Source organism: Verrucomicrobiia bacterium, assembly GCA_036405135.1.
GTDB lineage: Bacteria > Verrucomicrobiota > Verrucomicrobiia > Limisphaerales > JAEYXS01 > JAEYXS01.
In genome coordinates this window covers 58,238-84,108 of sequence record DASWYF010000033.1, presented here as the reverse complement: position 1 = coordinate 84,108, position 25,871 = coordinate 58,238, and the positions used below count along the sequence as shown (strand labels likewise).

Below are 25,871 nucleotides of genomic sequence, written 5' to 3'. Positions count from 1 at the left end.
TATCGCGATGGCCGCCATGGCGATAACTGCGCTGTCCTATTCCGCTGACAAGACAGCCTCCGCGACGACCCGCGAGCCGGGTTTTGATCCAAAGAAGAATGTGCTTTCCAAGCAAACGCTGTGGATCGCAGAAAAGCCCGATTCGTTTGTTCTCCTCTCACTAGGTTTAGACACGGAAACGCAGAACTGGGCATTAGGCGTGACCAACGCACCTGCGAACAAGCCTAAGCCTGAAATGCTCGGTCGTTGGGAGGTGCTGGGGCGCGCTGTCATCACCAATCGTAACGAACAGCGCGAGCTGATTTCCTCGCTGCAAAAGAGCCTGCAGCTTTCGACTGGTGCAAGGTTTGCCTGTTTTGACCCACATCACGCAGTGCAGATAAAACGTGGTGACAAAAGCACGGAGTTGATCATCTGTTTCCAATGCGTGTCGATGCATGAGAACAGCTTGGAGCACCGCATTCTGCGTATTGATCGTTCCCAGCGGACTAATTTCGATGCGGCACTGATCCGGCACGGTTTGCCGATATCGACGAACGGTTTTTAAGGATTTCAGACCGCAATCATTGCGGAAACAGGAATCTGTTGGCATTGGTGCCGCCAGATTTCATTGCGCTTATCAATAGCGCAGGCATGTCTCTGATCGATTCCGCATGCCCATCCGTGAAGAGCAGGTTGCCATAGTCTCCGTGAAACTGGTCGTTTTTGTTGGTTACCCAGACGGTGGTGTTGGTATCGACATTGACTGGCTTACGATGGGCACTGGAATAGAAAGGCTGACCCTTGCCGGGTGACAGGTTTCGATCGCCTAAGGCCACTACATCTTCTCGGGTATTAAACTCATTCAAGCCGATGAAATAGCTGGTTTCCCGATCGCTTTTGATACGTGTCTTGGAGAATGAACTTGGCTTGCGCTCGGTATCGGCCGGGCAGAGGAGATTTTTGTTAACACCGGACCAATCAGGTCCATAGGCATCAGAAAACGTGCGACCGTAGTATGACCACACAGGCAAATTTTCCGCAGGGATAGCGGGTGTTGAATTTGTGTCACCCGGCACACTGAACTGTTGCCAGGGGAAAAGGCCGGAGTGATCGGCCGCGTAGAGGCTCAAGGCAACGCCCACCTGTTTGAGATTATTCAGACAGACCGAAGCTTGGCTGCGTTTGCGGTGCGGATGAGGAATCGGAAAGAACAGCACAAGCAGCACAGCCAATATCCCTACAACCACAATGAGTTCGATCAATGTGAAGGCAGTGAGGCGCTTGCTTGTTGGCTGAATCAACTTCATGCCGTTCCTTTATTATTAGAAACGTAGCATGCACTTATGTGACAACCCATAGCCCTTTGAGGCTAGGCCAAAAGGGCTATGAGTCGCAGTCGATTCGCTCGCTTACTTCTTATGATGCTCGTGGCCTTCGCCCTCGGCTGACGCCGAGAGCTTCACTTGCGGATTGGCTTGCAGATAGCCATCCACATCCTTCGTCACTACGAGCTGGCCCCACATGATCATCCAGTGGCCGGGATAGGTGCAGACGTATTCATACACGCCTTCCTGAGTCGGAGCGGTCATCTTGAGCGTTTCGCGCATGCCGGGTTCGAGCAGTTTCGTGGCGGCAAGGACATCGCCACCCTTTGGCACGAAAGGACGGCCTTGGCTATCGAGCTGGTCCGGCATCATCGTGGCCGTGGCATTGCCGATCTTCTCGCGCGTGCCGGGTTTGATGACGACCAGGTTGTGCGGCATGAAGTCCGGGTTCTCGATGATGATCTCAAACGGCTTGCCCGCTTCCACTACGATGCGCGGTGTGTCATAGCGCATCTGCTCGACGACTGTGCGGATGACGAAGACGGACACGCTGATCGCCCGCAATTCCTTGCGGAGCGTTGTGGCTTCATTTGCTGGAAGCTGCCCCGCCAGATCGTTCGCCACCTGCAATGTCTCGATGAATTCCTGTGCCGTGCGGTCGCCTTCGGGCACTGTCTTGGCCCAAGCCGCGAGGGCTTTTGCCGTCTCGCCTGCTTCCTTCTTTGGCCACTCCGCGCGCGGAAGGACCACGATGCCGCGGGCAGCGGCAGTCACGTCTTTCTTGTCCGCGATCAACTTCGCCAGCGCATTGAAGACCGCCTTCGGTTCATGTCCCATGCTCACTAGCGCCTGAATCGCGTTGCGTCGGATATTTCCCGTCGGATCATTCGGTCCCACGGCGAGTGTCACGCTCGGCTTCGGTGTCGGATTGCCCGCCTTCTTGAAAACTTCTGCACGATTGCCATCCAGCACCACGAGCGTGAAGTCATTCAAGCGCGTTTCCAAGCCACCCTCCACGCGATTCCAGACCGCCACATTCTCGATCGTCTGGTCGCTGCCCAAGTCCAGTTCCCACCACGGATTGTCCGAATTCTCCTGAGTGTGTGTCAGTGTGCCGCTGCCGTAGTTTGTATCAATCTTGCCATCGATCGCCCGTTTGGCATCGCCGCCATGCGAGGTGGTGGATTGCTTCGCCTTGCCCTTCAACGCGATGTTATTGCCGCCACTGAAGACTTGCACCTCAGCCAGCGTCAACGTGCCTTTGCGCGGCAATTCGATACGAACGTAACGACCCTTCGCGGTCTTGGGCGCATTCGCGTTCCATGCGGCAGGCAGCTCGTTCAAGAGCGGAAGAACTTTGCTGTAAGCCTTCGCGCGGAAATCCGAATCCGTCAGGCGCGGAATGCCCGCCAACAGATCCTGCAAGGTCTTGGGTTCCTTGCTCGCATCTTTCCAGACCGTTTCAAATCCGTCACCCGCCAATGCCAGCGCGGCCCATGCAGCGGAGCGCACATCCGGCACATTGGAGCTGGTCAGCATGGCCAGCCGCGCACGTTGCGCTTTCAATTCCGCCGGAGCTTGCCACGCGAGCAAGCGAGCCAGATTGCCCGACGCCGTGCGGTCCTTCTGATTACTATCGAGCAGATTGATCAGCAGCGTGGCTTTGTCCGTCTTGCGTTGTTGAGCCAGCTCATCGAGAGCCAATGCACGGTCTGCATCGCTGATGCCGGGGCGTGTGAGGATCGCTTCCAGCACACCTGATGTGCGCGGTAGTTTCTGCAACTCGCCGGATGTGAGGAAGCGTAGGAGGTAGTTGATTCCTTGGGCATTATCCGCGGCGATGGGTTTGCCATCGGCTATCGTCTTGCGCCAGTATTTCTCCAACTGCTTCATCGTCTCGCCCAGCGTGTAATCCAGATAATAATCCGTGGGTTGCTGCTTAAGCGAGGCGAGTGCGACATCGGCGGCTTGAGCATTCTCAAAGAAGCTGGCCGCGCGAACGGCCTCGAGGCGGACGCGTGGGCTTTCATCCGCTGCCTGCACTGCGAGGAGCGGCAGCACATCGGACACGCGATCGCGCCAGTAGCAGAGCACGCGTGTAGCGGCGGCGCGGGCATTCGCTTCAGGTGAGCGGAGCATGCGCTTGAGCAAGTCCACGTTCACAATGTTGTGCCACTGATGCACCCAGAGTGCTTCCATCATGTGATGCTCATAAGCGGGATCTTTCTTATCCAAGGCTGCCGCCCACTTCTTCACCGCTGCGACGACCTTTGCGCTGTCGTGCTTGCTGAGTTCGATCTTCGCGAGTTCACGCGTGCCGTTCTCGGGTTCCTTCAAGAGATCGAGGAGTTTCTCGATGGATTGACCATCGATCTTCGCAGGCTTCAGCAGCGGACGGCCCTCATACGTGATGCGATAGATGCGACCGCGTGAGCTGCCACGATTCGGATCGCGCAAGTGATGCTGCATGTGGCCGATGAGCGGGATGTGCCAGTCCGTGAAATAAAGCGCGCCATCCGGCCCCACGCGGACATCGGAGGGACGGAAATTCGGATCTTCCGAGAAGATCAGGTGCTCAAGCGTCTGCCCCTTCAGACCAGAGCCGTCCTGATCCACCTTCACGCGGTAAATACCTTGGAAGCCGATCACGTTCAGATTCAGGAAATTATTCTGAAACTCTTCCGGGAAATGGCGGCTGGAGAGGATGCCAGTGCCGGGGCAAGGACGTGAAGGACGATCCCAGAACTGTTTCATGCTCGCATGCTTGGCGGGATAATCGATACGACCGCTGAACGCCGGGCCGAAGTAAGTGTTGTTACCCGTGGCATCCGTGATGAAGTCATTGCCCCAGTAATCGAAGACGCGACCGTGCGGATTCGCGAAGCCGTAGGAAACATACGTCTCGAACTTGCCCGTGCGCGGCTCGTAGCGGTAGATCGCGCCATCGTTGTTACGCACCACGCCATTGGCCGTCTCGACTTGGGAACGATGGAACACGCCATCGCTCAAGTAGATCGCACCGCCCGGTTCATAGCAGATGGCGTTTGCGGTATGATGCGAGTCAGCCGAATCCATGCCCATCAGCACGCGCTGCATCGTGTCCGCCTTGCCATCGCCATTCGTATCCCGCACGAACCACAGGTCCGGCGCCTGCATGAGCAACACGCCATCCTGATAGAACTGGAAACCAGTCGGGCAATTCAGACCTTCGAGAAAGGTCGTGCACTTGTCCGCTTTGCCATCACCGTTCGTGTCTTCAAAGATCAGGAGACTATCGCCCTTCTTCGAGGTCGGTGTGCGTTCGGGATAGTTCAGCCACGCGGCGACCCAGAGACGACCTTTCGTGTCCCAATTCATCTGCACGGGGTAGACCAGTTCCGGGAACTGCTCCTCGCTGGCGAAGAGATTCACCTTCATGCTGGAGTGAACCTTCATGGCCGCGATGGCTTCTTCTGCACCGAGGAACTTATGCGAGCCGTCGGCATTCGCGCCGGGCTTGTTGGATTTCACTTCGGTCACCGCAGGCAGATTTGAATCATCCACTTTGAGATCACCGCCTTGGGCCACGGACCAGACGCGTTTGTCGCGATTCGCCGTCAACACATCGCGCTGCGCCATCTCCTGCTGCATCACATCGTAGTTAGAGATCTTCGCCGCGCCCTTGGGAGATTCGTAGCTTAGCTTCGAGCGGCCGCCATAGACGTTGTAACCATCCACCGTGCGATAGCGCGCGTGCCATTCGGTGTTCTTGTCATTGATGGCTCCTCGCAGTTTTTCCAGATTGCCGCCGGGAGCTTTCTCGCCGAACACGCTTTGGAACATCACGGGCGCGAGCACTTTGTCACCTTCTTCCGTGAGATGGAGGCCGTTTACCGTGAGTGATTGACCTTTCTGCGCGGCGTAAAGTTGCTGTGACGGGCGGAAGAGATCCACGAATTGCACATCATTCGCCTTGGCCACCTCGGCCATGGCAGCGGTGTAGTTCTCCAGATTCGTGTTATTCGCCGTCGGGTCAGGGAAATTGGCATCACGATGCTTCTCATTGGCGATCGGCGAGAAGAGGACGATGCGCGGTGCGCCTTTGCCGGAATAATTCTTCGCCTTCGTCTCTTTCAGGAACAGGCCCAGCTCGGCCTTGAACTGCTCGATGCCGCCGTAGCCTTTGAACGATTCGTTGAAGCCGAAGTATGCGAAGATGACATCCGCCTGCACTTTGGTGAGCCATTCATCGGGCGAGCCGAAATTCTCCGAGCGACTGCGCTTCATCACTTCATCACCGGCGAAACCGAGATTGCGCACCACCAGTTCGTGTTTGGGATACTTGGCCTGGATGAGCGCCTCGAAGTAGCCGCTGTGCTGCATGCGGTCCGGCAGGGAGTTGCCGATGATGGCGATGTGCTCGCCGGGTTTGAGGTCCAGCTTCGCCGGTTGCTGGGCGTGGGCGATGACGGCGCCGAGCAGGCTGAACGTGATGGCAAGGATGCGCTGATGCATAAACAAATTCACGGGCTGTTTGGGTAAACCTAGCAAAGCCATAAAGGCATTCCGATTCAATGAGGAAAAGACTGACGAAGGCACCTGACGGCACATTCAGCCAAAGATTTTTGAGTATAAAGCGGGTAAGACACGTCTAGTAATATGAGACGCGGGCGGGAAACCTTAGCAACGAGGTGGTTTGCGCCCGTTATTGTGCGGCAGGAGAAACGATCTTATAATAGGTCCATCATGCGTTTGGATATGGTTCATCGATTTGCTTACGTGACTGCCTTTGTGGCAGTTGCGCTCTTTGTCACTGCTTGTGACCCGCCGCCGCCAACCGTGCCAGCCGTGACCGCTCCGCCTGCACCGACTAAGCCAACGATTGCCAAACCCACGGTTGCGAGGGTCAAAGACCCGCTTCCTGGTGCCACCAATATTTTTGAGGTAAAGGGCGTGGTGCAGCAGCTTCGTCCGAACGGGACCACAGCGGTCATCCGCCATGAGGAGATACCTGGTTACATGGAGGCGATGACCATGCCTCTGAGCGTCAAGAGCACCAATGATCTCGCAGGTGTCGCGGTGGGTGACACCATCTCCTTCCGCATGCTGGTGACGCATGACGATGGCTGGATCGATCAGGTTCAGGTATTGGGCCATACGAACACGCCACCCGTCCCGCCACCCACCACCCGCTTGGTGCGGAATGTGGATGTGTTAAAACTGGGCGATAAACTGCCTGACTATCCTTTCATCAATGAGTTCGGCAAAGGCGTCCGCACGGATGAATTTCGCGGCAAGGCGGTGGCGTTGACTTTTATGTTCACGCGCTGTCCGTTCCCGAACTTCTGTCCGCGCCTCACGGATAACTTCAAGCGCGCCTATCAGAAGCTCGAAGAGGACACGACAGCTCCGAAGAACTGGCACCTGCTCAGTCTCTCCTTCGATGTGCAGATGGATACGCCAGAAGTCTTGCGCGCCTACGCGCAGCGCACGCATTACAAACCGGAGAAGTGGAGCTTCCTCACGGGTGCGTTGATCGAGATCGATGACATCGGCGAGCGCTTTGGCATGGTCTTCAGCCGCGAGGACGGCACCTTTAACTTCAATCACAACATGCGCACCGTGGTCATCGATACGCGCGGCCGAGTTTACTCGATCTTCATCGGCAACGAGTGGAAGGTGGATGAACTTGTGGCGAAATTGAAAGAAGCGGCACTGGTGCCTGCGACGGGTGAAGCTCCGCCGGTGCCGATCCCGCCTAACGCTGCCGAGTAAACAGATTCCCCGGTAACCGTTTCACGATCTTCTTCATCTCCAGCCCGAAGAGAGTCGCGCCTACAGCCGATGTAGGTAATCCACTGCCCCGGATGATCTCATCCATGCTCGTCTCTGAGCCTTTATTGAAGGCGTCCAGCACTTTGGCTTCGTTCGTGGAGAGTTCCAGAGCGGGCAGTTCACCGCCTTCCGCCAAGGAAGGCGGCTTGTTCGTCGTCGGGAAAAGATACTCGAACTCGCTCAGCACATCTTCTGCGCCTTCGCAGAGTTTCGCGCCTTTCTTGATGAGCTCGTGACAGCCCTTGCTGCGCGGAGAATCGATGCGACCTGGCACGGCGAAGACCTGTCGCCCGGCATCCACGGCCATGCGTGCGGTGATGAGTGCGCCGCTGGCCAGATTCGCCTCCACCACGATGGTGCCCAAGGTCATCCCGGCCACGATGCGGTTGCGGATGGGAAACGTCTGCTTGTCCGCCGGACGATTGAAGGGAAATTGCGTGATGACCGCGCCAGTTTCAGAGATGCGTTCGAACAACTGCACATTCTCGGTGGGGAAAACGATATTGATGCCCGTGCCCAGCACCGCGATGGTCCGGCCCTTGGCGTTCAAGGCGCCTTGATGCGCGCTGGTATCGATGCCGCGAGCGCCGCCGCTCACCACGGTCACACCTACATAGGCAAGCTGGTAACCAAACTTCCGGGCGGTCTCAGTGCCGTAATTCGTGGTCATGCGGGAACCGACGATGGCCACGGAATGCTTATCCTTCTCCAGCAACTTACCCTTCACATACAAGACAATCGGCGGATCGTAGATCTCGCGGAGGTGGGCGGGATACACGGCGTCTTCCTTCGTCACCACATGGCAGCCGTATTCCTGGATGCGCCGCAGTTCACCGCTAAGGTCCACATCGCTTTCCCATGAGGCGATGCTATTGGCGATCTCCGGCCCGATGCCGTTCACGCGCATGAGCTGGTCCTTGCCCGCTTTCAAGATAGATGGGGCATCGCCGAAATAGTCCAGCAACTGCCGCACCCTCACCGGGCCGACACCCTCAATCATGTTTAACGCGATATACGCCTCCGTGGCATCCATGATGGCGAAAAGCTACGGGAGAAACGGCGAGGCGGGCAAGCGGGAGTTTTACTAAGAGTCAGCGCTGGACACGAAATACACCAAGCATCATAAATGCAGCGAATCCAACCGGAGCATGAGCCAAGCTAGTTTCATCAACCTTTGTCGAAGCCAAAACCTCGCCTCTCAGACAGCCTATACGCTGGTGAAGATGTTGGGTTCGGCTACTGGAGCTCTGTCAAAGCATTTGGATACTTTGTGGGAAGCCACTCCCCAGACTGCCAATGGTATCCTCGCCAAATTGAGTGAGAAAGAATTGGAACTGGCCTGGTCGGAACTGGAAAAGAAGACATGGATCAGCTTTCAAAGGGATGAGCTTGCCGATCTGTCCCCCTTGGCGTTACTGACCGGTCTGGAGACATTGGTGCTATCTGGGCATCCAACGGGGGATATCGCTCCTTTAGCCTCATTGACCAAGTTGCGGAAGCTGTATCTCGCCAGCAACGAACTCACCAACTTAAACGTGTTGGGCGGATTGAAAGCCTTGGAATTCCTCGATCTGCGTGGGAATCCAGCGGAGGATTTGAAATTCTTGGGAACGCTGCCCCGGCTGAAGGCTCTGGAACTCTCTCCCTCGCAAATGGCTCACATGTCCCATAGCGGACCATTGAATGCCCTAGTCACGCTCAAGATCAATGGCTCAGGCGACATCACGCTGGAGGGGATGCCTGCCATGCCTCAGTTGGTCAACCTTCGTGCCGCCAACTTGACCAAATTAGACTGCATCGGAAATTTTCCAAAGCTTGAGAATGTATTCCTGAAAGGAAGTTTTTCGAAGCTGCATCCATTACATTCCTGCGCACAGCTTACACATTTAGAACTCTGGACTGATGAGGCTTTAGATGCAGCTGAATTACCTGTTCATCTCCGGCTTAGGTCGCTGGCTTTCAACTGTCCCAAGGTCAGCAACCTGCTGGCCGCCAAGAATGAAGGATTACGGGAGTTTCGCTTGGCTGAAAAAACGTCAGCCGATCCGGAGCAAAAAGAGAAATTGTTGCAATCATTGAGGTCATGGGATGAAGATTTTCTGCTTCCTAAACCCAAGAGTTCTCCATCTGCTAAAATGGAAACGGTGACCGAATCAGAGTTCCTCCGCTACAATGGTCAGGAAGCATATGGCCTGCGGCCCGAAGATCTGAATGAGGCCATGATGTGGAGCGAACGTGACTGGTTGCTTACTCGTCTGGAAAAGGCCCTGGGTGAGAAGTTTAAGAACGAGAAGGATTTCAATTTCCCCATCAATAACGGCATGTTCCGCTCCAGCACGCTCAGCCTGCTTTCGCGCAAGGCTATCCGGGATTTGCCTTGGATCGTGGCGACTATCCAAAAGGAGCTATGCCAGACCAAGCACGACTGGATCATCTATTGCGGCACAGAGGACGGGGATTTTGATGTTTGGATCTATCCAGACCGGCTGGTGACGACCGAGAAAGACGCGAAAGTCATCAGCAAGATCATGAAACCATGGTGGAAAGCCTTGGGTTTCTAGTTTCCATGCCGAAGCAGCGGTGTTTTCATCGCGTTTATTGACATCCCCCGTCCAAAACCCCATTTTTAGCGCACTAGATTTTACGATTTGATGATCACCGCCTTATGAGCACGCCGCATAATCTCTTCAATACCCTCCAGACTTTTGAACTCGGTAACGGGAAAAAGGGCAAGTTCTACTCGCTGCCCGCCTTGGAACAGGCCGGGGTCGGCCCCATCTCCAAGCTGCCGGTTTCCGTCCGCATCGTCCTCGAATCCGTCCTGCGTAACTGCGATGGCCTCAAGGTGCAGGAAGCGAACGTGAAAGAGCTGGCGAACTGGAAGCCGACCGAGAGCCGCACGGCGGAGATCCCGTTCGTGGTCGCGCGTATCGTGCTGCAAGACTTCACCGGTGTGCCGCTGCTCGTGGACCTCGCGGCCATGCGCACCGCCGTGGCGAAGATCGGCAAGAACCCGAAGATAATCGAGCCGCTCGTCCCCGTGGACCTCGTGGTGGATCACTCGGTGCAAGTGGACTTCTCCGGCAACGCCGAGGCGATGGCGAAGAATCTCGACCTGGAATTCTCCCGTAACCGCGAGCGTTACCAGTTCCTGAAGTGGGGCATGCAGGCGTTTGATACCTTCAAGGTCGTGCCGCCGGGCATCGGCATCGTGCATCAGGTGAATCTCGAATACCTCGCCAAGGGCGTGTTGAGCGCGGAAGGCGTTTATTATCCGGACACGCTGGTGGGCACGGATTCCCACACCACCATGATCAATGGTTTGGGCATCGTCGGCTGGGGTGTCGGTGGTATCGAGGCTGAGGCTGGTATGCTCGGTCAGCCGGTTTACTTCCTCACGCCCGATGTCGTGGGCGTGCATCTGACGGGTGCCATCCGCGAAGGTGTCACTGCTACGGACGTGGCTCTCACTGTTACGCAAATGCTCCGCAAGGCGAAGGTCGTCGGCAAGTTCGTCGAATTCTTCGGCCCCGGTGCCGCGGCGTTGCCACTCGTCGATCGTGCGACGATCGCGAACATGGCTCCGGAATACGGCGCCACGATGGGCTTCTTCCCGATCGATGCCGAGTGCGTGAATTACCTCAAGGGCACAGGCCGCAGTGATGCGGATTGCGCTACGTATGAGAACTACTACAAGGCGCAAGGCCTGTGGGGCATCCCGAACAAGGGCGATGTGGAATACTCGCAAGTCGTGGAGTTGGACCTCAGCACCGTGGTGCCGAGCGTCGCCGGTCCGAAGCGTCCGCAAGACCGCATCGAGCTGGGCAACCTGCAACGCGAATTCTTCAAGGCGTTCCAACGCCCCGTCACCGAGAACGGTTTCGGCAAGACGCGCAAAGATTTCAGCAAGTCCGTGAAGCTGGAGATGGCCGATAAGAAGAAAGCCACCGTCGGCACCGGCTCCGTGCTCATCGCGGCCATCACGAGCTGCACGAACACCTCGAACCCGAGCGTGATGCTCGCCGCCGGTCTCCTCGCGAAGAAGGCCGTGGAAAAAGGTCTGAAGGTGAACCCTGCCGTGAAGGCTTCCCTCGCCCCCGGATCACGCGTGGTGACGGATTACCTCAAGAAGACGGGGCTGCAACCGTACCTGAACAAGCTGCGCTTCAACACGGTCGGTTACGGCTGCACGACGTGCATCGGTAACTCCGGCCCGCTGGATGCAGCGGTGGAAGACGCCATCGTGAAGAACGATCTCGTCACGGCCTCCGTGCTGTCCGGCAATCGTAACTTCGAAGCGCGCGTGCATCAGAACATCAAGTCGAACTTCCTCATGTCGCCGCCGCTCGTGGTGGCGTTCGCCCTCGCGGGTCGTGTAGATATCGACCTGAGCTGCGAGCCGATCGGCAAGGGCAAGGACGGCGAACCCGTCTATCTCGCCGACATCTGGCCGACGCTCACGGAAGTCAGCGACGCGATGAAGTCCGCGCTTAAGCCGGAAGTCTTCCGCAAGCTGTACAAAGATTTCGCCGCGCAGAATCCAAAGTGGAACGAGATCCCGTCCAGCGTGGGCAACGTTTACGAATGGGACCGCCAGTCCACCTACATCCAGGAGCCGCCGTTCTTCACGGACTTCTCCCTGCAACCCGGCACGATCAAGTCGATCTCCGGCGCGCGTGCCCTCGGCATCTTCGGTGACTCTGTCACCACGGATCACATCAGCCCTGCAGGTGCCATCAAGAAGTCGTCGCCTGCCGGCAAATTCTTGAGCGATAACAAAGTGGAATTCGCGGACTTCAACAGCTACGGCTCACGCCGTGGTAATGACCGCATCATGACACGCGGCACGTTCGCGAACGTCCGTATCAAGAACCTGATGCTCGGTGGTGAAGAAGGCGGCAACACGATCTATCAACCGACGGGTGAGAAGATGTCCATCTATGACGCCGCGGTGAAACACATCGCCAGCGGTACCCCGCTCATCGTCATCGCTGGTCAGGAATACGGCACCGGCTCCAGCCGCGACTGGGCTGCGAAAGGCACGAACCTACTCGGCGTGAAAGTCGTGGTGGCGCAGAGCTTCGAGCGCATCCATCGCAGCAACCTCGTCGGCATGGGCGTGCTGCCCTTGCAATTCAAGGAAGGCACCACCGCACAGACCTTGAAGCTGGACGGTAGCGAGACCTACGACGTCGTGGGCCTCAGCCCGGACGTGAAGCCGCAGCAAGACCTCACGCTCAAGATCACGCGCAAAGACGGCTCCGTGGAGAACGTCCCCGTGAGCTGCCGCATCGATACCCCGATCGAGATCGACTACTACCAGCACGGCGGCATCCTGCCGTATGTGCTGCGCCAGTTGATCGCGAAGGCGTAAGGCCTTGTGGAGCGCCGGTCTCCGACCCGGCGCGAGTAGCAAATTCAAAACGCCGCGTTGAGCAATCAACGCGGCGTTTGAATTTCATAAAGAACCTTACTTCAGATTTCTGCTATTCCAGCAATCCAACCTTTGATACATACCAACCATAGCTAAAAGGAACCTACATGCCTCCTCACCAGATACCACGAGAGAAGTTCGTTGTGGGTGAAGGCATTTATAGCGGGGAACGGAAATGGAAAGCACAGATTTCTGAGAATGTGTTTGAGATAGTTCCGACGAATATGCCCACGGGCAAACACTTTGCCGTCGGCGTGTTGATCATGGTTCTCGCCTGCAGCATGGCTGGTTTCATGGCCAGCAAGGGCTCTTACATCATCGCGACTGGCATAGTTTTGTTCGGTGTCTTTACGACAATTTTCAGCATCATGCTCAACCGCGCTGAGTATCGATCAGCTCAGAAGCGTGGCACGGTATTCCGCTATGATCGCAAGACAGGCGAGATAACTCTTCCGGATCGTAATCTGACATTTGGTGTCACCAGTCATTTGAGTTTTGCATTTATCATCAGTGATTTTTATTCATCAGAAGGAACGGGTGAATCAAAGCTTTCTGAGTTACAACTAGTATTTGAAATCGATGGCAAAACCGATCGGTACGTCCTGGCTCAAGGGCTAGATCGTGATACGCTAATGCCTTTAGTGACTGAGGTGCAAAAGAACGTGCCCTTGCCGATTCGCGAGATAGAGCACGGAAGTGTTTTGGGACAGAAGAAAATCTACGAGAAAATATTCGGGCAGGATTGATCTCGAAAGAGATTCCCCTGCGCGGCATATTTTTTGAGACGAGAGAAATCTAAGATTTCAACCCCTTATACGCCCCAAAATCGTGGAAGAAATGTTTCTTCGCGAACTTGTACGCCCAGCTCTTTTCCGGCACTTCCGTGCCCGGACGATACTGCGAAGTGCGCGGTTGCATGGCGGCGAGTTCGGCGAGTGAGGTTTGGCGCGCGGTGCCATCGGGAGCTTTGTGCTTCTGCACGAAATCTTTCAGCAGGTCCGGGCGCTCCAGCACGATGCAGCCACGCGTGGTCTGCGAGGCGAGCTGGCGGAAATCGCGCAGGTATTCGGATTGCACGAAAACGTCTTTGATGTTCCGTTTGTCGCGAATGTTTTCTTTCGCGAACTGGATGATGGGGCACGGCTCGATCGCGCCCCAGGGGCTGATATGATGGCTGATGCCCGTAGCGGCGGGACAGAGCGCCTGACCATCGTGTTGATAGTACGCATCCACCAGCACGATAGGCTTCTTCACACGCATCTCCACCACGAACTTGCGAATCTCCACCTGCTGCTCCGGCGTGAGGCAGAGTTGCGTGTTCGGATTCGGCCCCACCGGTCGATACGTGTGATACCACGCATACATCACACCCATCTCGATGAGCCGATCCAGCCACTCTTCACGCAACAAGTCCTTGAAATTCGTCTGGCACAGGCTGGTGGAAACGCCCGTCATCAACTTGTTATCCAGGCAGCGTTGCAAGCCCGCCATCGAGCGCGTGAACACCTGATCCTTGCCACGCCGTTCATCGCTGATGATCTCGTTACCCTCGATGCTGACGAGCGGTGTCACGTTCCCCATCTGGCGCATCTGCTTGGCAAGATCGTCCGTGATGAGCTGGCCGTTCGTGAAGATCTGGAAGTAACAGTCCTTGTGCTCCGCGAGGATATCGAGCAGGCCCTTGTACATGAAGGGTTCGCCGCCGAGGATGCCGAAGAAGCTGTTGCCTGCCGCGCTGGCTTCACGGATAAGCCGGTGCAAATCCTCTGCCGGAATCTTCTCCTGTTTGGCCGCGACGTCCACCCAGCAGCCTTGGCAGCGGAGGTTGCAGCTATTTAGCACGGAGACGTAGAGGAAGGGCGGAAAGTATTCTCCCTGCTTCATGCGCTTTTTGAAAAGCTGCACGGAGCGCATGCCGCGCCAGCCGAAGTTATACGCCAGCTTCATGAGCAGGCGTTTATCGGTCTCGACCAGCAGGCGTTTGGCAAAGCGCAGATACATCAGCCGCATTATACTGTTATGTGATCGAATGCCAAGGGGCTTGCGGCAATGTCCAAATCCGAATGACGAAGACAGGGATCATTTCACCGGTCCCGGTGGCGTGCATAGCTCGATGTAATGCCCATCTGGATCGATGATGAAGATCTGCCATGCGCCATCCGGCCGCGTTTTCTTCGGGCGAAACGGATAGCCGGTGGATTGCAAGTGCCTCTCCCACGCATCGATATCATCCACCAGCAGTGCGAAGTGGTCGCCGCGATTGTGCGAATTCACCGGCACGGTGCGATCCCCGATGAGATGCAGTTCCTGCCGCTCCCCCAAGCGAAACCATGCTCCAGGAAAATCAAACGCGGGTCGTGGAATGGAATCCAACCGCAGCACTTGTTGATAGAACTCGCAGCTCTTCGTCACATCCGCGACATGCACGGCCACGTGGTTTAACTCCAGGAACTTCATATCTCTAATATCCGGGAATAAGCCGGATTGTTCCAGCACGATTGACTTCGATGCCGGAGGGATCACGCACGTTTCTGGGGGGGACCGAAGAAAACCAAAAAGTCCATCCTTTCACTGCATGACTAAATCCAAAACTGGAAATCAGTTCATCCCTTTTGCGCCTTCGGTACCTCTTTGTGGCTATTGAGCAGTCCACCGGTGCAACCGGCTGAAAACTCCTGCTATGATTCACCCCTCCTCCTCCTCCTTTTAATCCTAACCTTCCATTCTCTTGCCCCATTCGGTTGATAATCTTTTCATCGCCCGAACCCAATAATCCCCGCCCCAATCGGCCACAGAATAAAAAAAAACGCTCTCCACCTGAAACCAGAGGCTATTCCCCGCCCCATCGAACCAAAATCCCCGATTCCATCGAGATACCCCTTGATGAACATGACTTGGCAGAACCCCTTTCACCTCTCACATGGGGTATACGCCCTTTTGCGTACCTTTACGTATGGCATTCTTCCTGCAGGAGTCATATTTGTGAAAACCTGCATTTTGCCTTTAAAATCGGCCTTTTTTGGGGCGTTGGAGTGATACCTTTGTTTTTTCCACTTTGAGCAGCTTATTTTCCACCCACCCAAAATGCCTATTCAAAACCAGAATTAGCAGGCGCAAATTCAAAACATACCAATTGTAAGAAATTGTGATGAAAAACTATTATCGATACACCGCTGGCAGTGCCCTTGTTCTGGGCCTTTTGGTGGCCGGTTGTGGTGGTGGAGATGGCGGGGATGTCAGCGTGGCACCCCCTCCGGCGTCCACCGCTCCCGTGGCCATGGATGCCACCGCTCCTGCGGCTGCTCCAGGTGCTCCTGCCCCAGCCGGTACTCCTGATGCACCGCTTCCAGGCACCGCTGCAGCGATTCCTGCCGCCCAATCTGGCCCTACCGATATGTTCAAAGGCATGTCCCAGCGTGACATTGATGATTTTAAATCGCAGGCCACACCGGAGACGCATGATATGAATATCGGGCCGATCATGGAAGCCATCACCGGCTTCCAAGCCGAATTCCGCCGCTATCCCGCCAATATGGAAGAACTCGTTAAATCCCGCTATTTGGCCAAAGTGTTGTATGCACCCAAAGGCAAGAAGTACTCCATCAACCAAAAAACCGGTGAAGTCACCGCTGAGTAAGCTCTTAACCGATCAACCCCCCACCCCCCTATGAAAGAACCACAACCCAAATCATTGAGCCAGCGCCTGAAGGCGTTCACGCTCATTGAACTGCTAGTCGTGATCGCGATCATCGCGATTCTCGCCGGCATGCTCCTGCCCGCATTGGCCAAGGCCAAAGCCCGCGCCCTCCAGAACGGCTGCTTGAACAATACCAAGCAGGTCGGTGTGATGATGGGCATGTACCAGTCGGATAACGCTGACCGCATTCCTCCAGGTGTGCTCCGCTGGGTATCAGGCGTTGCCTGGGGCTGGGATGATTATATCCACGCCTACTTGGGCGGTCCGGAGACGATGGGCACCCTGAAAGCTTGGGAACCGCGCCGTATGCAAGGCGGCACCCAGTATGCGAACAGTGCCAACTACATCCAGAACCCTCCGGCTTCCAAAACGCTGAAGTGTCCGTCGAACAAGCTCTTCTCGTCGGACACACGGTTCCCGGACGGCACCCGCAGCTACGCCATGCCCCGTAACTCCATGGACATCAATGGTCCGGGTGCAGGTGGCACGGCACCGTTCTTGGTGAACACCACCTCTCAATGGCCGCCTTCTCCGGCCAGCCTCACAGGTGTGGGTCTCCGCTGGTTGGATGGCGAAGCGCCTGCCGCCGCTTGGATAGACGAAACGGCCAACCCGATGGATAACGGCTGGCAGCAAGCCGCCGAACCCCGTCGTCAGCGCGGTATCAGCAGTGCTATCATCCAAGATCCGACTGGAACCATTTTGCTGACGGAGATTATCCGTGGTCGTAACACCAGCTCGGGCACGGGCGGCAGCACCTGCCAACAGGGATCACTGGACAACCAGACCATTGACACGGCGAACGTCCACTACGCCACAACTACCACCACGGACATCCAGTACGTTGATCCTCGTGCCTATCACAACGATTATATCGACTACCTCTTTATAGACGGTCATGCGGAAGCCTTGTTGCCGGCCAAGACCTTGGGTTCTACCAACACGGCCATGGCCAAACAAACCGGCATGTGGACCATCGCTCCTAGGGACTGATTTAGTTTAACATAAAACTTCGCAAAGCGGAGGCCCCACGGCCTCCGCTTTTTTGGCTTCATCCCAGATATTATCACTGGGCTCGAGCGGCCGTTATGATGTCCGTCTTCTGTCTCTGTGCCCTCCGTGTCTCAGTGGTTGAATTCTCCCCCGAAACCCCAACGACGCCCCGAAAATCACTTCCCCGCTGAAAACTGAACACTGAGAATTTGAAATTCCCTTTCATTAGTTTCCAGCCAATCATTTTTATATAAATTATATAAACTAATATAAGTAGGTAACACAAAATGCCTATTTAACTTATTAATAAACAATCCTACAGTTCATCACATCCACACCGGATTTGATTGTGATGAACCAGTCCAAAATATTTCTCTCCGCCGGTTTCGCCTTCGTTACCGGTCTCACCCTCATCGGCTGTGGCAACAAAGAGGATGCCGGGATGGTCGCCCCTCCGCCGCCTCCCCCAGCTTCGGAGGCCGTTGCCATCACCCCCGCCACCGATCCGGCTGCGCCTCCCGTGGCACCGGGCCAGACACCGCCTCCCGGTGCCGCCTCCGCTGCTGCCATCCCCGGAACTCAGGAGACCGGCCCCCAAGACATCTTCAAAGGCATGTCCCAGCGGGACATCGATGATTTCAAATCCCAGGCCACCCCGGAGACCCATGACCTCAATCTGGCCACAGTCATGGAAGCCGTGACCGGCTTTCAGGCGGAATTTCGCCGCTACCCCGCCAACATCGAGGAACTCGTGAAATCACGCTACCTCGCCAAGGTCCTCTACGCCCCCAAAGGAAAGAAATACATGATCGATCAAAAAACCGGCGAGATCACCGCGCAATGAACCCTGTCAAACCTGCAAAACCACCCAACCTCCTATGAAACAAAAACCACCCTCGCTTCCGGGTATCAGGCTCTTTCGCGCCTTTACCCTCATCGAACTGCTGGTCGTCATCGCCATCATCGCGATTCTCGCCGGCATGTTGCTCCCCGCCCTGGCCAAGGCCAAAGCCCGCGCCCTGCAAAACACCTGCCTGAGTAACACCAAGCAGGTCGGCGTGATGATGTCCATGTACGGCGCGGATAACGGCGATCGCATCCCTCCCGCTGTCTTGCGCTGGGTGGCCGGTGTCGCCTGGTCTTGGGATGATTACATGCATAACTACATGGGCGGTCCGGAGACCATGGGCACTCTGAAAGCTTGGGAACCGCGTCGGATGCAGGGCGGCACCCAATACGCCAACAGCGCCAACTACATCCAGAATCCCCCTGCGGCCAAAGTCCTCAAATGCCCCTCCAACAAGCTGTTCTCCTCGGACACCCGCTTCCCGGACGCCACCCGCAGTTACGCCATGCCCCGTAACTCCATGGACATCTTGGGATCAGGCGCGGGCACCGCTCCCTTCCTCTACCCCACCGTTTCCCAGTGGCCTCCCTCGCCCTCCAGCCAGACGGGCGTGGGCCTGCGCTGGTATCATGGTGATGCTCCCGGCGCGGCCTGGCAGGATGAGACCGCCAACACGGGGACCGATGGTTGGGGCCTGGCGGCTGAGCCACGCCGTCAACGCTACATCAACAACGCCATCGTCCGTGACCCCACTGGCACCATCCTCCTCACGGAAATCATCCGGGGCCGCAATACCAGTTCCGGCACCGGCGGATCCACCTGCCAGCAAGGATCACTGGAGAACCAGACCATTGATACTGCCAATGTCCACTTCGGCACCACCACCACCACGGACATCCAATACGTCGATCGCAAAGCCTATCACAACGACAACATCGACTACCTCTTCGTGGACGGACATGCGGAAAGCCTCGCGCCCGCCAAGACCTTGGGCCAGACCAACACCGCCCTTGCCCGCCAGACCGGCATGTGGACCATCAATCCCACGGATTGATCGTGACGAATTTAGGTTGGTAGAAGTAGTAGCGCGCAGCGGAGGCCTCGTGGCCTCCGCTTTTTCGTGACCACACAAGTCACCAGCAACTAATCGCCCTCGTCTCGAACCGGGCTACCCGCAAGCCGTCTCAACCGATGTGAACGGTGGCTTCCTCTCCCCAAGTGCTGAGAATTACCATTACTGGTTATACAGGGGGAGACAGCGTCCAAATCCGCCTGAACCCCCTTTATCAAGGTGGGGCAAAGCTGCCGCTGTCTCCGTGGTGAATTCCGGCTCGAAACCCAAAAACCGGAACCTTGAAAAGCGAACGAAATTTCCGCCTTGCCATGTCCCCTTGACCGGCGACCATTTCCAATATGCAGGTCCAAGTAGCCGCCCTCTGTGATTCCGCCGCTGATTACGGTGGCAAGCTGTGCATGATCGGTGCGTTCGATACCATCGGCGTGCGCAATCTTCCGGCCACCCACCCGCATTGCTCCATCGCGCTGCGCATCGTATTCCATGACCAAGACCAGGGAAAACACCAGCTCCGGGTCACCATGATCGATGAAGACGGCCGCAACCTCCTCCCCCGTCTGGAACCAAACATGGACGTGCGCATGCCGGAGAACCTTTTCTTCGTCAGCATGAACATGGTCTTCAGCCTGCAAGGGTTGAAGTTCGAGAAGGCCGGTCACTACTCCATCGATGTGAGCTTGGATAACAACATTATCGCCCGCATCCCGCTGCAGGTGGTACAGCTCCCCCCGCAAGGACAAGGCCAGCCGCCCCCCGGTCCGCAACCGCTCTAAAGCCTGTCATGCCTGACGCCACAGGAAAATAGGTTGTCCCTCAGGAAATCCGCTCACTTTTTCACCGCCACCAACTTTGGCAGAATCGTCTCCGCGATCGGCACATTTCCCGCCACATCCGGATGCACACCGTCCTTCAAGAGACTGGTGTCAGGCACCACTCCGAAGAGGCTGACGTAATCGCAATTCTTCTCCTTAGCCAGTTTCTCAAACGCGGCTCCTAGTTCCTTTAACTTGCCTTCACGTTCATTGGCGATCGGCTTCGTCGGTCCCAGCGCGGCTTTGTTAATGTTCGGCGGGCCGACCAGCAGGATCGGCAGCTTCTCGCCATACGCTGCGCGCGCTTTGGTGATCATGGCGGTGATATTCGTCACCGCCTTGGGCACGCATTGGTCCGTGATGTCACGCGAATCATTCGTGCCGAGCGAGATGACGAGCTGATCCGCCTGCTTGTGCTTGAGCAGCATGGCCTCGAACTCTTTCACGGAATTCGTCGGGCGACCGCCCTTGCCCTCGTTCACCAGCTTGAGTTTGCCCTCAGTCTGTTTCTGGATGAGCGCCATCCAGATCTGGCCCTGTTGCTCCTTAGGCAAGGCACTGCCGTGCGTGATGGAATCACCGAAGACGATGACTGTGCGCGGCTCGGCAGCGAAAGCGACTGACGATTGGATGAGCAAGAAACCGAACAGTAACAAGCGGGCAGCGGAGATATTCATAAGCTATCGGATCATCGGACCGCGTAACTGGTCTTCGTTCAATTCGCGGCTGACGATCTCGTAACTTCCATAGAATCTATATTTTCCATCGGGACTGAGCTTCTCTTTGCTATAGAGCACGCAGACGCGCCACGGCCCTGCGCCAAACATAGGTGCCTCAATCTCATCCGCACCGCCGGGAGGAATGTTATAACCTTTGAGGCCGGTGGGATAATCGTCATGAACTGTTTTCCAACCGAAGCCGTCAGTGCCGGAATCTTTGGCGGGAACCTGCACGCGCACATTCCAGATCAAGACCCGGACCGGTTCATGATTGGTGAGGCGGTAGATGCCGCTGGCTTCGCCTTGACGCGAGAAAGCTATGGCCACGTGATTGGATTCTGGCGGCCGGTCCAAGCCGACGACCGAATGCGGTCCGCCTGCGCTAATCATGTAAAGCGGCTTGGGGGTTGGTTTTGCCACTGACTGAGCAGCCGTTGGCAAGGGCGATGACGGCTTCGCTTCCTGAGCGGAGCGACAGCCGCATAAAAGCATTGAGCCCAGCAAAGCACCGATGAAGAGCAGAATGCGTGTCATGATTTTAAAATATTTATGCTGGCGGCAGCGGATTGAGTGTCAGAGAAAAACAATAGTTCGACTCCATGCCAAGTGAAACCCTGGAGCGGCGGTCTTTGCTGGATTCGTAGATGAAACAGGACATGAACGCACTGTCATCCGCTGTCTTAAACTCATCAGGGCAATCCTCGATTTCGCCGTTGTGATAAAGAAGCCTGCCGTTCCACTCATCCAGCATCGTCAGCATGGGCAGCCAAAGAACGCCATGCACGGCTGGCCTTTCCTCGTATCCTTGATCCGTTTTCATCCAGATGGGAATATTGGGATAGGAACGGCCAGGTGCCCACTTATGCTCATATGTAGCCCTGTCCCCGCTAAACCGCAGCATATCTTCATCTGCCCAAGGTATCGGCACTTCCATGCGGGCTTGAGAAGGGGTACGCGGACAACCATCAGCCGGAGGCTCACCAAATATGATCTTAGTGGCACCATGTGCCTGCGCAAAAGTGATGGCCAGTTTCAGACACCCGTCCACTGGTCCCATCGGTTTGGGCTTATCAGAGAATAGCTTCATGCTGAGGCCGCCTCTTGCTTTGTGCGTGGTATTACGTTGCGCGCATCTGCCTGATAATTCAACCGCTACGCCAAGCCTTTTTTGGTGAGGGGACAAGCACCGTACCTTTTTTATTTCCGCCCGAACCAATAGGGAGAACCCGGTTCCCACGCCAGCTCTTCGACCGCACTCAAATCCTTGGCCACGGAAAACATTTTTAAAGCGCAAGGTTTGGACGGCAGGCCGCCCTTTTCCCAGTGATAAACCAAGATGATGACCCGGTCTTTCTCCTCTGCCTGAACTGTCATTCCTCCATTTTCGAGCTGCGGATATTGTTGTGCGAAGACTTCAGCAGCTTTCTTTTCTGCGGGTGAGATTTCACGAAACGATTGCATTACCCCCGTCACACCATGCCCAAATAAAAGAATCGCAACCGTTACCCACACGGGCTTATCCCAAAAATCTTTAACAAAGACCACCATCATTCCTGCAGCGATCAGGGCATATATCCCCAACGCGTTTCTCATCCCGGGGTTCATATCCTTTATAAAATTGCTATTTCCTTACCTTAACCCAAACAGCGCTGGCTTCCATGGCATCCAAGTCTGCTGAAAAAGCACACCGAATCGAGTCCATTCTACACATCTGATTGTCCAAAGGTTTGCTGAATCAAAAATTGTCTTTCCTCGCCCGCTGGTATTGAATCCCGCGACCGTATGAGTTTTACGCATCCGCTCACGACCACGGCTTTTGAACTGCCGGGCTACCGCATCCTCCGCAACTGCGGAGTGGCACGCGGCATCGTGGTGCGTTCGCGTTCGGCTATTGGAAACATGGGCGCGAGCATCCAGGCCTTCTTCGGCGGGAACATCACGCTCTATACCAGTCTGTGCGAGCAGGCACGTGATGACGCCTTCCGCCAGATGCTTAGTCAGGCTGGTGAGATGGGCGCCAATGCGGTGATCGGTGTGCGGTATGACGCCACAGAGATTGGCGTGGGCATCACAGAGGTGCTATGCTACGGCACCGCGGTCCAGGTGGAAACGGAACAGAAAAACATGCCTGTGCCGCCCATTCCCGGTGCTTGAGTTGAAGAACGCCATGTGAAAACCAGGGGCAACCGGGATCAAAGAACGTGATAACGCCTTATACCAATGCAGAGACCGGTGTGACCGCCTGATTCCGCCATGTCCGCACCGAAACAATCCTTTGCCGAAAAGCTGCTGAACCGGCTGGCTGAAGTCGTCTACCAAAAGCCCAAATTGTTCGTCTGGCCGATGGTGCTGGTCTTCATCCTGTGCGTCGGCATCACCGTCAAATTCCTCGGCTTCAGCACGAAGCGGAATGACCTGGTCGGCGGGGACAAGAAGTATCACCAGAACTTCCTGAAGTATAAGGAACAGTTTCCCCGGCAGGATGATCTGGTGGTGGTGGTGGAAAGCGATCGCACGGAGAAGAACCGCCAGTTCGTCGAACGTCTCGGCGCCCGCATGGAGGCGGAGACGAATCATTTCGCGGATGTCTTTTACAAGGGCGACCTGAAACTGATGGGGCCAAAGGCCCTCCTTTTCGTGCCGGAAGAGCAACTGGGGGAACTTCACCATACGCTGCTGGAGTACAAGCCCTTTATCCAGACCTTCGCCCAGGCCACGAATCTGAATTCGATGTTTCAGCAGATGAACCGCCAGTTCGTCGCGGCGGGCATGAACACCAACATCGACATCAAGCCGATGCTGGAGTCCCTGCCCGCACTGCAGCGCATCATCAAGCAGGCGAAGGATTCGATGGACCGTCCCGGCATGCCGCCTTCACCGGGTGTGAACGCGCTCTTCGGACAGGGACAGGAGGCCGAGCAGAAGATTTATATCACGTTTGATGGCGGGCGCCTTTATCTCGTCTCCGCTCAAGCGGCCGATCCTGAGGAAGTGGGTGCCGCCATCCGGCGCTTGCGTGCATTAGTGGCAGAGATTCAACAACAAGTGCCGGGGGTGAATGCAGGCATCACGGGGGAATCCGTTCTGGAGCTGGACGAGATGAACCAATCCCAAAAGGATACGATGGTGGCCAGCATCGTCTCGCTGATCCTCTGCGCGTTGATCTTCATCTACGGATATCAAGAATCTGGCCGGCCCATCAAGGCGACCATCTGCCTTATCATGGGGCTTGGCATGACCATGGGTTACACCACTTTGGCCGTAGGCCATCTGAACATCCTCACCATCACCTTTGCGCCGATGCTCATCGGTCTGGCGATTGATTTCGGCGTGCATCTCGTGACGCGTTACGAGGAGGAGTTGCGCCATGGCGCCAGCCAGCAAAGCGCCTTGCACAAGGCCATGGTGAACACCGGCCTGGGCATCTTCACCGGCTGTCTGACCACTGCGGGCGCGTTTTTCGCGATGAGTTTCACGGACTTCAAGGGCATCCAGGAGATGGGCGTCATCGCCGGTGGCGGTCTCCTTGTCTGCCTCATACCCATGATGACCATGCTGCCAGCCCTGCTATTGCGCGGGCGCCAGAACGTGATCGATCACGTGCATCCGCCCAAAGAAGACCGGCGCGAGCGCATCGAACGCCTCTGGCTGGACCGCCCGGAACTGGTGCTGACGGCCACGGTGCTCCTCACGGCGCTTTGTTTCTGGCAGGCGCGACACGTGATCTTCGATTACAACCTGCTGAACATGCAATCCCACGGTTTGCCCGCCGTGGTGTATGAGAAGAAGCTGATCAACTCCGCCTCCAACTCCGTGCTTTACGGCGCGATCGTCGCGGACACCTTGCCGGAGGCGATCGAGATCGAGAAAAAGTTGCGTGGCCTTTCCTCGGTGGCGGATGTGCAGTCCATGAGCCGCTACCTCTCGGAAGACCAGACGCGCAAGCTGGAGTATGTCAGAAAAGTGAAGGAGGCCGTGGCGGACATCCACTTCGCCAGCATCGATGACCGGAAGGCTAACATCAATGACCTGAGCCTGACGCTTTACTCTCTGCAAGGTTACTTCGGCAAAGCTCTGGAGATGATCCAGGGCAAGAACGAGCCGGAAATGGAAGCCGGCCTGCGATCCATCTGGAAAGCCGTCGGTGAATTGCGCAATCGCATCAACGCGGGAAACAAGGAGTTCAATTCCTACCAGGTCGCCTTTTACCAGCAGGCCCTGCTGCAAGATCTGCGCGAAACCTTTGCCTCCTTGAAGACGCAGGATGACAGCGCGCCGCTCAGGGCGGAAGATCTGCCGCCCGCTTTGCGCAATCGTTTCATCGGTGTGGGCGGCAAGTACCTCATCCAGGCGTATCCGAAAGATGATGTTTGGCGGCGCGATGTGCAGGAGAAGTTCGTGGGTGAACTGCGCCAGACGCTGGATCCGCAAGGCACCAATCATCCCATCATCACCGGCACACCGGTGCAGTTGCTCGAATACACCGACCTCCTACGCAGAAGTTATGAAGAAGCCGCCTGGTATGCGATCATCGCCATCGCCATCATGGTGCTCATCCATTTCCGATCGCTCGTGTGTGTGATCCTGGCGCTGCTGCCCGTGTTGTTAGGCAGCATGTGGACGCTCGGTATTATGGGCACATTTGGAATTCCCTTCAACCCCGCGAACATCATGACATTACCGCTGGTGGTGGGTATCGGCGTGACGAACGGCATCCATATCTTGAACCGGTTCGCGGAAGAACAGAATCCCAGCATTTTGGCCAAGAGCACAGGCAAGGCCGTGATCGTTTCGGCACTGACAACGGTGGCGGGCTTCGGCAGCCTTATTTTGGCCAAGCACCAAGGCATACAGAGTTTAGGCTGGGTGATGTCCCTCGGTGTCGCTGCCAGCATGATTGCATCGATAACATTCCTGCCCGCATTGTTGATTTTCCTCTCGCGAACGGGCTGGAAGATACAAAAAACCCAGTGACAATAATGCACTATTGCCACTGGGCCGGGAGGAACCGAGGTAATTGCCTCAATCGAATTGTGCAAAATTAGTAAAGTGTGAATAAAAAGTCAAACCCTGTTTTTGCAAAAAAGGCGTCAATATATGGAAACTGGCGGAAACGGTAACGATATAGTGATTTGATGTAGAGCATCTGAATTCCGTTCCTATCCGTCACTAC

Annotated in this window: 21 protein-coding genes; 12 read left to right on the top strand and 9 right to left on the bottom strand. The window is 56.1% G+C overall.

The window, feature by feature from the left end; genetic code table 11:
- Nucleotides 1–7 precede the first annotated feature (7 nt).
- Complete coding sequence (locus tag VGH19_15705; GenBank protein HEY1172813.1) at nt 8–547, top strand: hypothetical protein; 540 nt, start codon at nt 8–10, stop codon at nt 545–547.
- A 16-nt stretch (nt 548–563) separates the two neighbouring features.
- On the opposite strand, the gene VGH19_15700 is transcribed toward VGH19_15705, so the two are convergent.
- The gene (locus tag VGH19_15700; GenBank protein HEY1172812.1) at nt 564–1,289 is read right to left on the bottom strand and encodes a type II secretion system protein; all 726 of its coding nucleotides are present in this window, start codon (nt 1,287–1,289) and stop codon (nt 564–566) included.
- Nucleotides 1,290–1,391: 102 nt separating this feature from the next.
- Entirely contained in the window at nt 1,392–5,801 is a 4,410-nt protein-coding gene (locus tag VGH19_15695) for a PVC-type heme-binding CxxCH protein (GenBank protein HEY1172811.1), read from the bottom strand.
- Nucleotides 5,802–6,032: 231 nt separating this feature from the next.
- Between VGH19_15695 and VGH19_15690 the strand changes: the two genes are divergently transcribed.
- Nucleotides 6,033–7,061 carry an SCO family protein gene (locus VGH19_15690; GenBank protein HEY1172810.1) on the top strand — a complete coding sequence of 343 codons (1,029 nt, stop codon included), beginning with the start codon at nt 6,033–6,035 and terminating at the stop codon, nt 7,059–7,061.
- Here the strand turns inward: VGH19_15690 and dprA are convergent.
- The gene (dprA, locus tag VGH19_15685) at nt 7,045–8,154 is read right to left on the bottom strand and encodes a DNA-processing protein DprA (protein ID HEY1172809.1); all 1,110 of its coding nucleotides are present in this window, start codon (nt 8,152–8,154) and stop codon (nt 7,045–7,047) included. The genes VGH19_15690 and dprA overlap by 17 nt on opposite strands.
- A 115-nt stretch (nt 8,155–8,269) precedes the next feature.
- Here dprA and VGH19_15680 point away from each other — a divergent pair, with 115 nt between their 5' ends.
- From VGH19_15680 to VGH19_15670, 3 genes are all read left to right on the top strand, one after another.
- Entirely contained in the window at nt 8,270–9,682 is a 1,413-nt protein-coding gene (locus VGH19_15680; GenBank protein HEY1172808.1) for a leucine-rich repeat domain-containing protein, read from the top strand.
- 104 nt (nt 9,683–9,786) lie between these two features.
- Nucleotides 9,787–12,495, top strand: coding sequence for an aconitate hydratase AcnA (acnA, locus tag VGH19_15675; protein HEY1172807.1), 2,709 nt, complete (start codon nt 9,787–9,789; stop codon nt 12,493–12,495).
- 203 nt (nt 12,496–12,698) lie between these two features.
- On the top strand, nt 12,699–13,301 hold the full coding sequence (locus tag VGH19_15670) for a hypothetical protein (protein ID HEY1172806.1): 603 nt from the start codon (nt 12,699–12,701) through the stop codon (nt 13,299–13,301).
- 49 nt (nt 13,302–13,350) lie between these two features.
- On the opposite strand, the gene VGH19_15665 is transcribed toward VGH19_15670, so the two are convergent.
- Both VGH19_15665 and VGH19_15660 read right to left on the bottom strand, forming a co-directional pair.
- Nucleotides 13,351–14,556 carry a radical SAM protein gene (locus VGH19_15665; protein HEY1172805.1) on the bottom strand — a complete coding sequence of 402 codons (1,206 nt, stop codon included), beginning with the start codon at nt 14,554–14,556 and terminating at the stop codon, nt 13,351–13,353.
- A gap of 78 nt (nt 14,557–14,634) precedes the next feature.
- Entirely contained in the window at nt 14,635–15,012 is a 378-nt protein-coding gene (locus VGH19_15660; GenBank protein ID HEY1172804.1) for a VOC family protein, read from the bottom strand.
- Between the two features lie 691 nt (nt 15,013–15,703).
- Between VGH19_15660 and VGH19_15655 the strand changes: the two genes are divergently transcribed.
- The 5 genes from VGH19_15655 to VGH19_15635 all read left to right on the top strand — a co-directional run bounded on the left by VGH19_15655 (nt 15,704) and on the right by VGH19_15635 (nt 19,940).
- A complete protein-coding gene (locus tag VGH19_15655) occupies nt 15,704–16,192 on the top strand; it encodes a hypothetical protein (GenBank protein ID HEY1172803.1) in 489 nt (162 codons plus the stop codon).
- 30 nt (nt 16,193–16,222) lie between these two features.
- Entirely contained in the window at nt 16,223–17,245 is a 1,023-nt protein-coding gene (locus VGH19_15650; protein HEY1172802.1) for a prepilin-type N-terminal cleavage/methylation domain-containing protein, read from the top strand.
- A 352-nt stretch (nt 17,246–17,597) separates the two neighbouring features.
- Nucleotides 17,598–18,089 carry a hypothetical protein gene (locus VGH19_15645; protein HEY1172801.1) on the top strand — a complete coding sequence of 164 codons (492 nt, stop codon included), beginning with the start codon at nt 17,598–17,600 and terminating at the stop codon, nt 18,087–18,089.
- A gap of 34 nt (nt 18,090–18,123) precedes the next feature.
- Nucleotides 18,124–19,146: a type II secretion system protein gene (locus VGH19_15640; protein ID HEY1172800.1), complete on the top strand. Its 1,023-nt coding sequence runs from the start codon at nt 18,124–18,126 to the stop codon at nt 19,144–19,146.
- A 359-nt stretch (nt 19,147–19,505) separates the two neighbouring features.
- Nucleotides 19,506–19,940 (top strand): hypothetical protein, encoded by a 435-nt coding sequence (locus VGH19_15635; GenBank protein HEY1172799.1) that lies wholly within the window; start codon nt 19,506–19,508, stop codon nt 19,938–19,940.
- 53 nt (nt 19,941–19,993) lie between these two features.
- On the opposite strand, the gene VGH19_15630 is transcribed toward VGH19_15635, so the two are convergent.
- The 4 genes from VGH19_15630 to VGH19_15615 form a co-directional block, all read right to left on the bottom strand.
- On the bottom strand, nt 19,994–20,656 hold the full coding sequence (locus VGH19_15630; GenBank protein ID HEY1172798.1) for an SGNH/GDSL hydrolase family protein: 663 nt from the start codon (nt 20,654–20,656) through the stop codon (nt 19,994–19,996).
- A 3-nt stretch (nt 20,657–20,659) separates the two neighbouring features.
- A complete protein-coding gene (locus tag VGH19_15625) occupies nt 20,660–21,232 on the bottom strand; it encodes a hypothetical protein (protein HEY1172797.1) in 573 nt (190 codons plus the stop codon).
- 13 nt (nt 21,233–21,245) lie between these two features.
- Nucleotides 21,246–21,785, bottom strand: coding sequence for a hypothetical protein (locus VGH19_15620; protein HEY1172796.1), 540 nt, complete (start codon nt 21,783–21,785; stop codon nt 21,246–21,248).
- A gap of 110 nt (nt 21,786–21,895) precedes the next feature.
- Nucleotides 21,896–22,291, bottom strand: coding sequence for a hypothetical protein (locus tag VGH19_15615; protein ID HEY1172795.1), 396 nt, complete (start codon nt 22,289–22,291; stop codon nt 21,896–21,898).
- A gap of 189 nt (nt 22,292–22,480) precedes the next feature.
- Here VGH19_15615 and VGH19_15610 point away from each other — a divergent pair, with 189 nt between their 5' ends.
- Together VGH19_15610 and VGH19_15605 are read left to right on the top strand one after the other, a co-directional pair.
- Nucleotides 22,481–22,852 (top strand): YbjQ family protein, encoded by a 372-nt coding sequence (locus VGH19_15610; GenBank protein ID HEY1172794.1) that lies wholly within the window; start codon nt 22,481–22,483, stop codon nt 22,850–22,852.
- 99 nt (nt 22,853–22,951) lie between these two features.
- On the top strand, nt 22,952–25,672 hold the full coding sequence (locus VGH19_15605) for an MMPL family transporter (GenBank protein HEY1172793.1): 2,721 nt from the start codon (nt 22,952–22,954) through the stop codon (nt 25,670–25,672).
- Nucleotides 25,673–25,871: the final 199 nt, after the last annotated feature.

Bases quoted from the DNA above. Each gene is read 5' to 3' on its own strand.
- VGH19_15620 (HEY1172796.1), bottom strand. From the start codon at position 21,785: ATGAAGCTATTCTCTGATAAGCCCAAACCGATGGGACCAGTGGACGGG.
- VGH19_15680 (HEY1172808.1), top strand. From the start codon at position 8,270: ATGAGCCAAGCTAGTTTCATCAACCTTTGTCGAAGCCAAAACCTCGCC.
- VGH19_15650 (HEY1172802.1), top strand. From the start codon at position 16,223: ATGAAAGAACCACAACCCAAATCATTGAGCCAGCGCCTGAAGGCGTTC.
- VGH19_15610 (HEY1172794.1), top strand. From the start codon at position 22,481: ATGAGTTTTACGCATCCGCTCACGACCACGGCTTTTGAACTGCCGGGC.
- VGH19_15615 (HEY1172795.1), bottom strand. From the start codon at position 22,291: ATGAGAAACGCGTTGGGGATATATGCCCTGATCGCTGCAGGAATGATG.
- VGH19_15640 (HEY1172800.1), top strand. From the start codon at position 18,124: ATGAAACAAAAACCACCCTCGCTTCCGGGTATCAGGCTCTTTCGCGCC.
- VGH19_15655 (HEY1172803.1), top strand. From the start codon at position 15,704: ATGAAAAACTATTATCGATACACCGCTGGCAGTGCCCTTGTTCTGGGC.
- VGH19_15665 (HEY1172805.1), bottom strand. From the start codon at position 14,556: ATGTATCTGCGCTTTGCCAAACGCCTGCTGGTCGAGACCGATAAACGC.
- dprA (HEY1172809.1), bottom strand. From the start codon at position 8,154: ATGGATGCCACGGAGGCGTATATCGCGTTAAACATGATTGAGGGTGTC.
- VGH19_15695 (HEY1172811.1), bottom strand. From the start codon at position 5,801: ATGCATCAGCGCATCCTTGCCATCACGTTCAGCCTGCTCGGCGCCGTC.
- VGH19_15630 (HEY1172798.1), bottom strand. From the start codon at position 20,656: ATGAATATCTCCGCTGCCCGCTTGTTACTGTTCGGTTTCTTGCTCATC.
- VGH19_15700 (HEY1172812.1), bottom strand. From the start codon at position 1,289: ATGAAGTTGATTCAGCCAACAAGCAAGCGCCTCACTGCCTTCACATTG.
- VGH19_15660 (HEY1172804.1), bottom strand. From the start codon at position 15,012: ATGAAGTTCCTGGAGTTAAACCACGTGGCCGTGCATGTCGCGGATGTG.
- VGH19_15625 (HEY1172797.1), bottom strand. From the start codon at position 21,232: ATGACACGCATTCTGCTCTTCATCGGTGCTTTGCTGGGCTCAATGCTT.
- acnA (HEY1172807.1), top strand. From the start codon at position 9,787: ATGAGCACGCCGCATAATCTCTTCAATACCCTCCAGACTTTTGAACTC.
- VGH19_15635 (HEY1172799.1), top strand. From the start codon at position 19,506: ATGCAGGTCCAAGTAGCCGCCCTCTGTGATTCCGCCGCTGATTACGGT.
- VGH19_15705 (HEY1172813.1), top strand. From the start codon at position 8: ATGGCCGCCATGGCGATAACTGCGCTGTCCTATTCCGCTGACAAGACA.
- VGH19_15690 (HEY1172810.1), top strand. From the start codon at position 6,033: ATGCGTTTGGATATGGTTCATCGATTTGCTTACGTGACTGCCTTTGTG.
- VGH19_15645 (HEY1172801.1), top strand. From the start codon at position 17,598: ATGAACCAGTCCAAAATATTTCTCTCCGCCGGTTTCGCCTTCGTTACC.
- VGH19_15605 (HEY1172793.1), top strand. From the start codon at position 22,952: ATGTCCGCACCGAAACAATCCTTTGCCGAAAAGCTGCTGAACCGGCTG.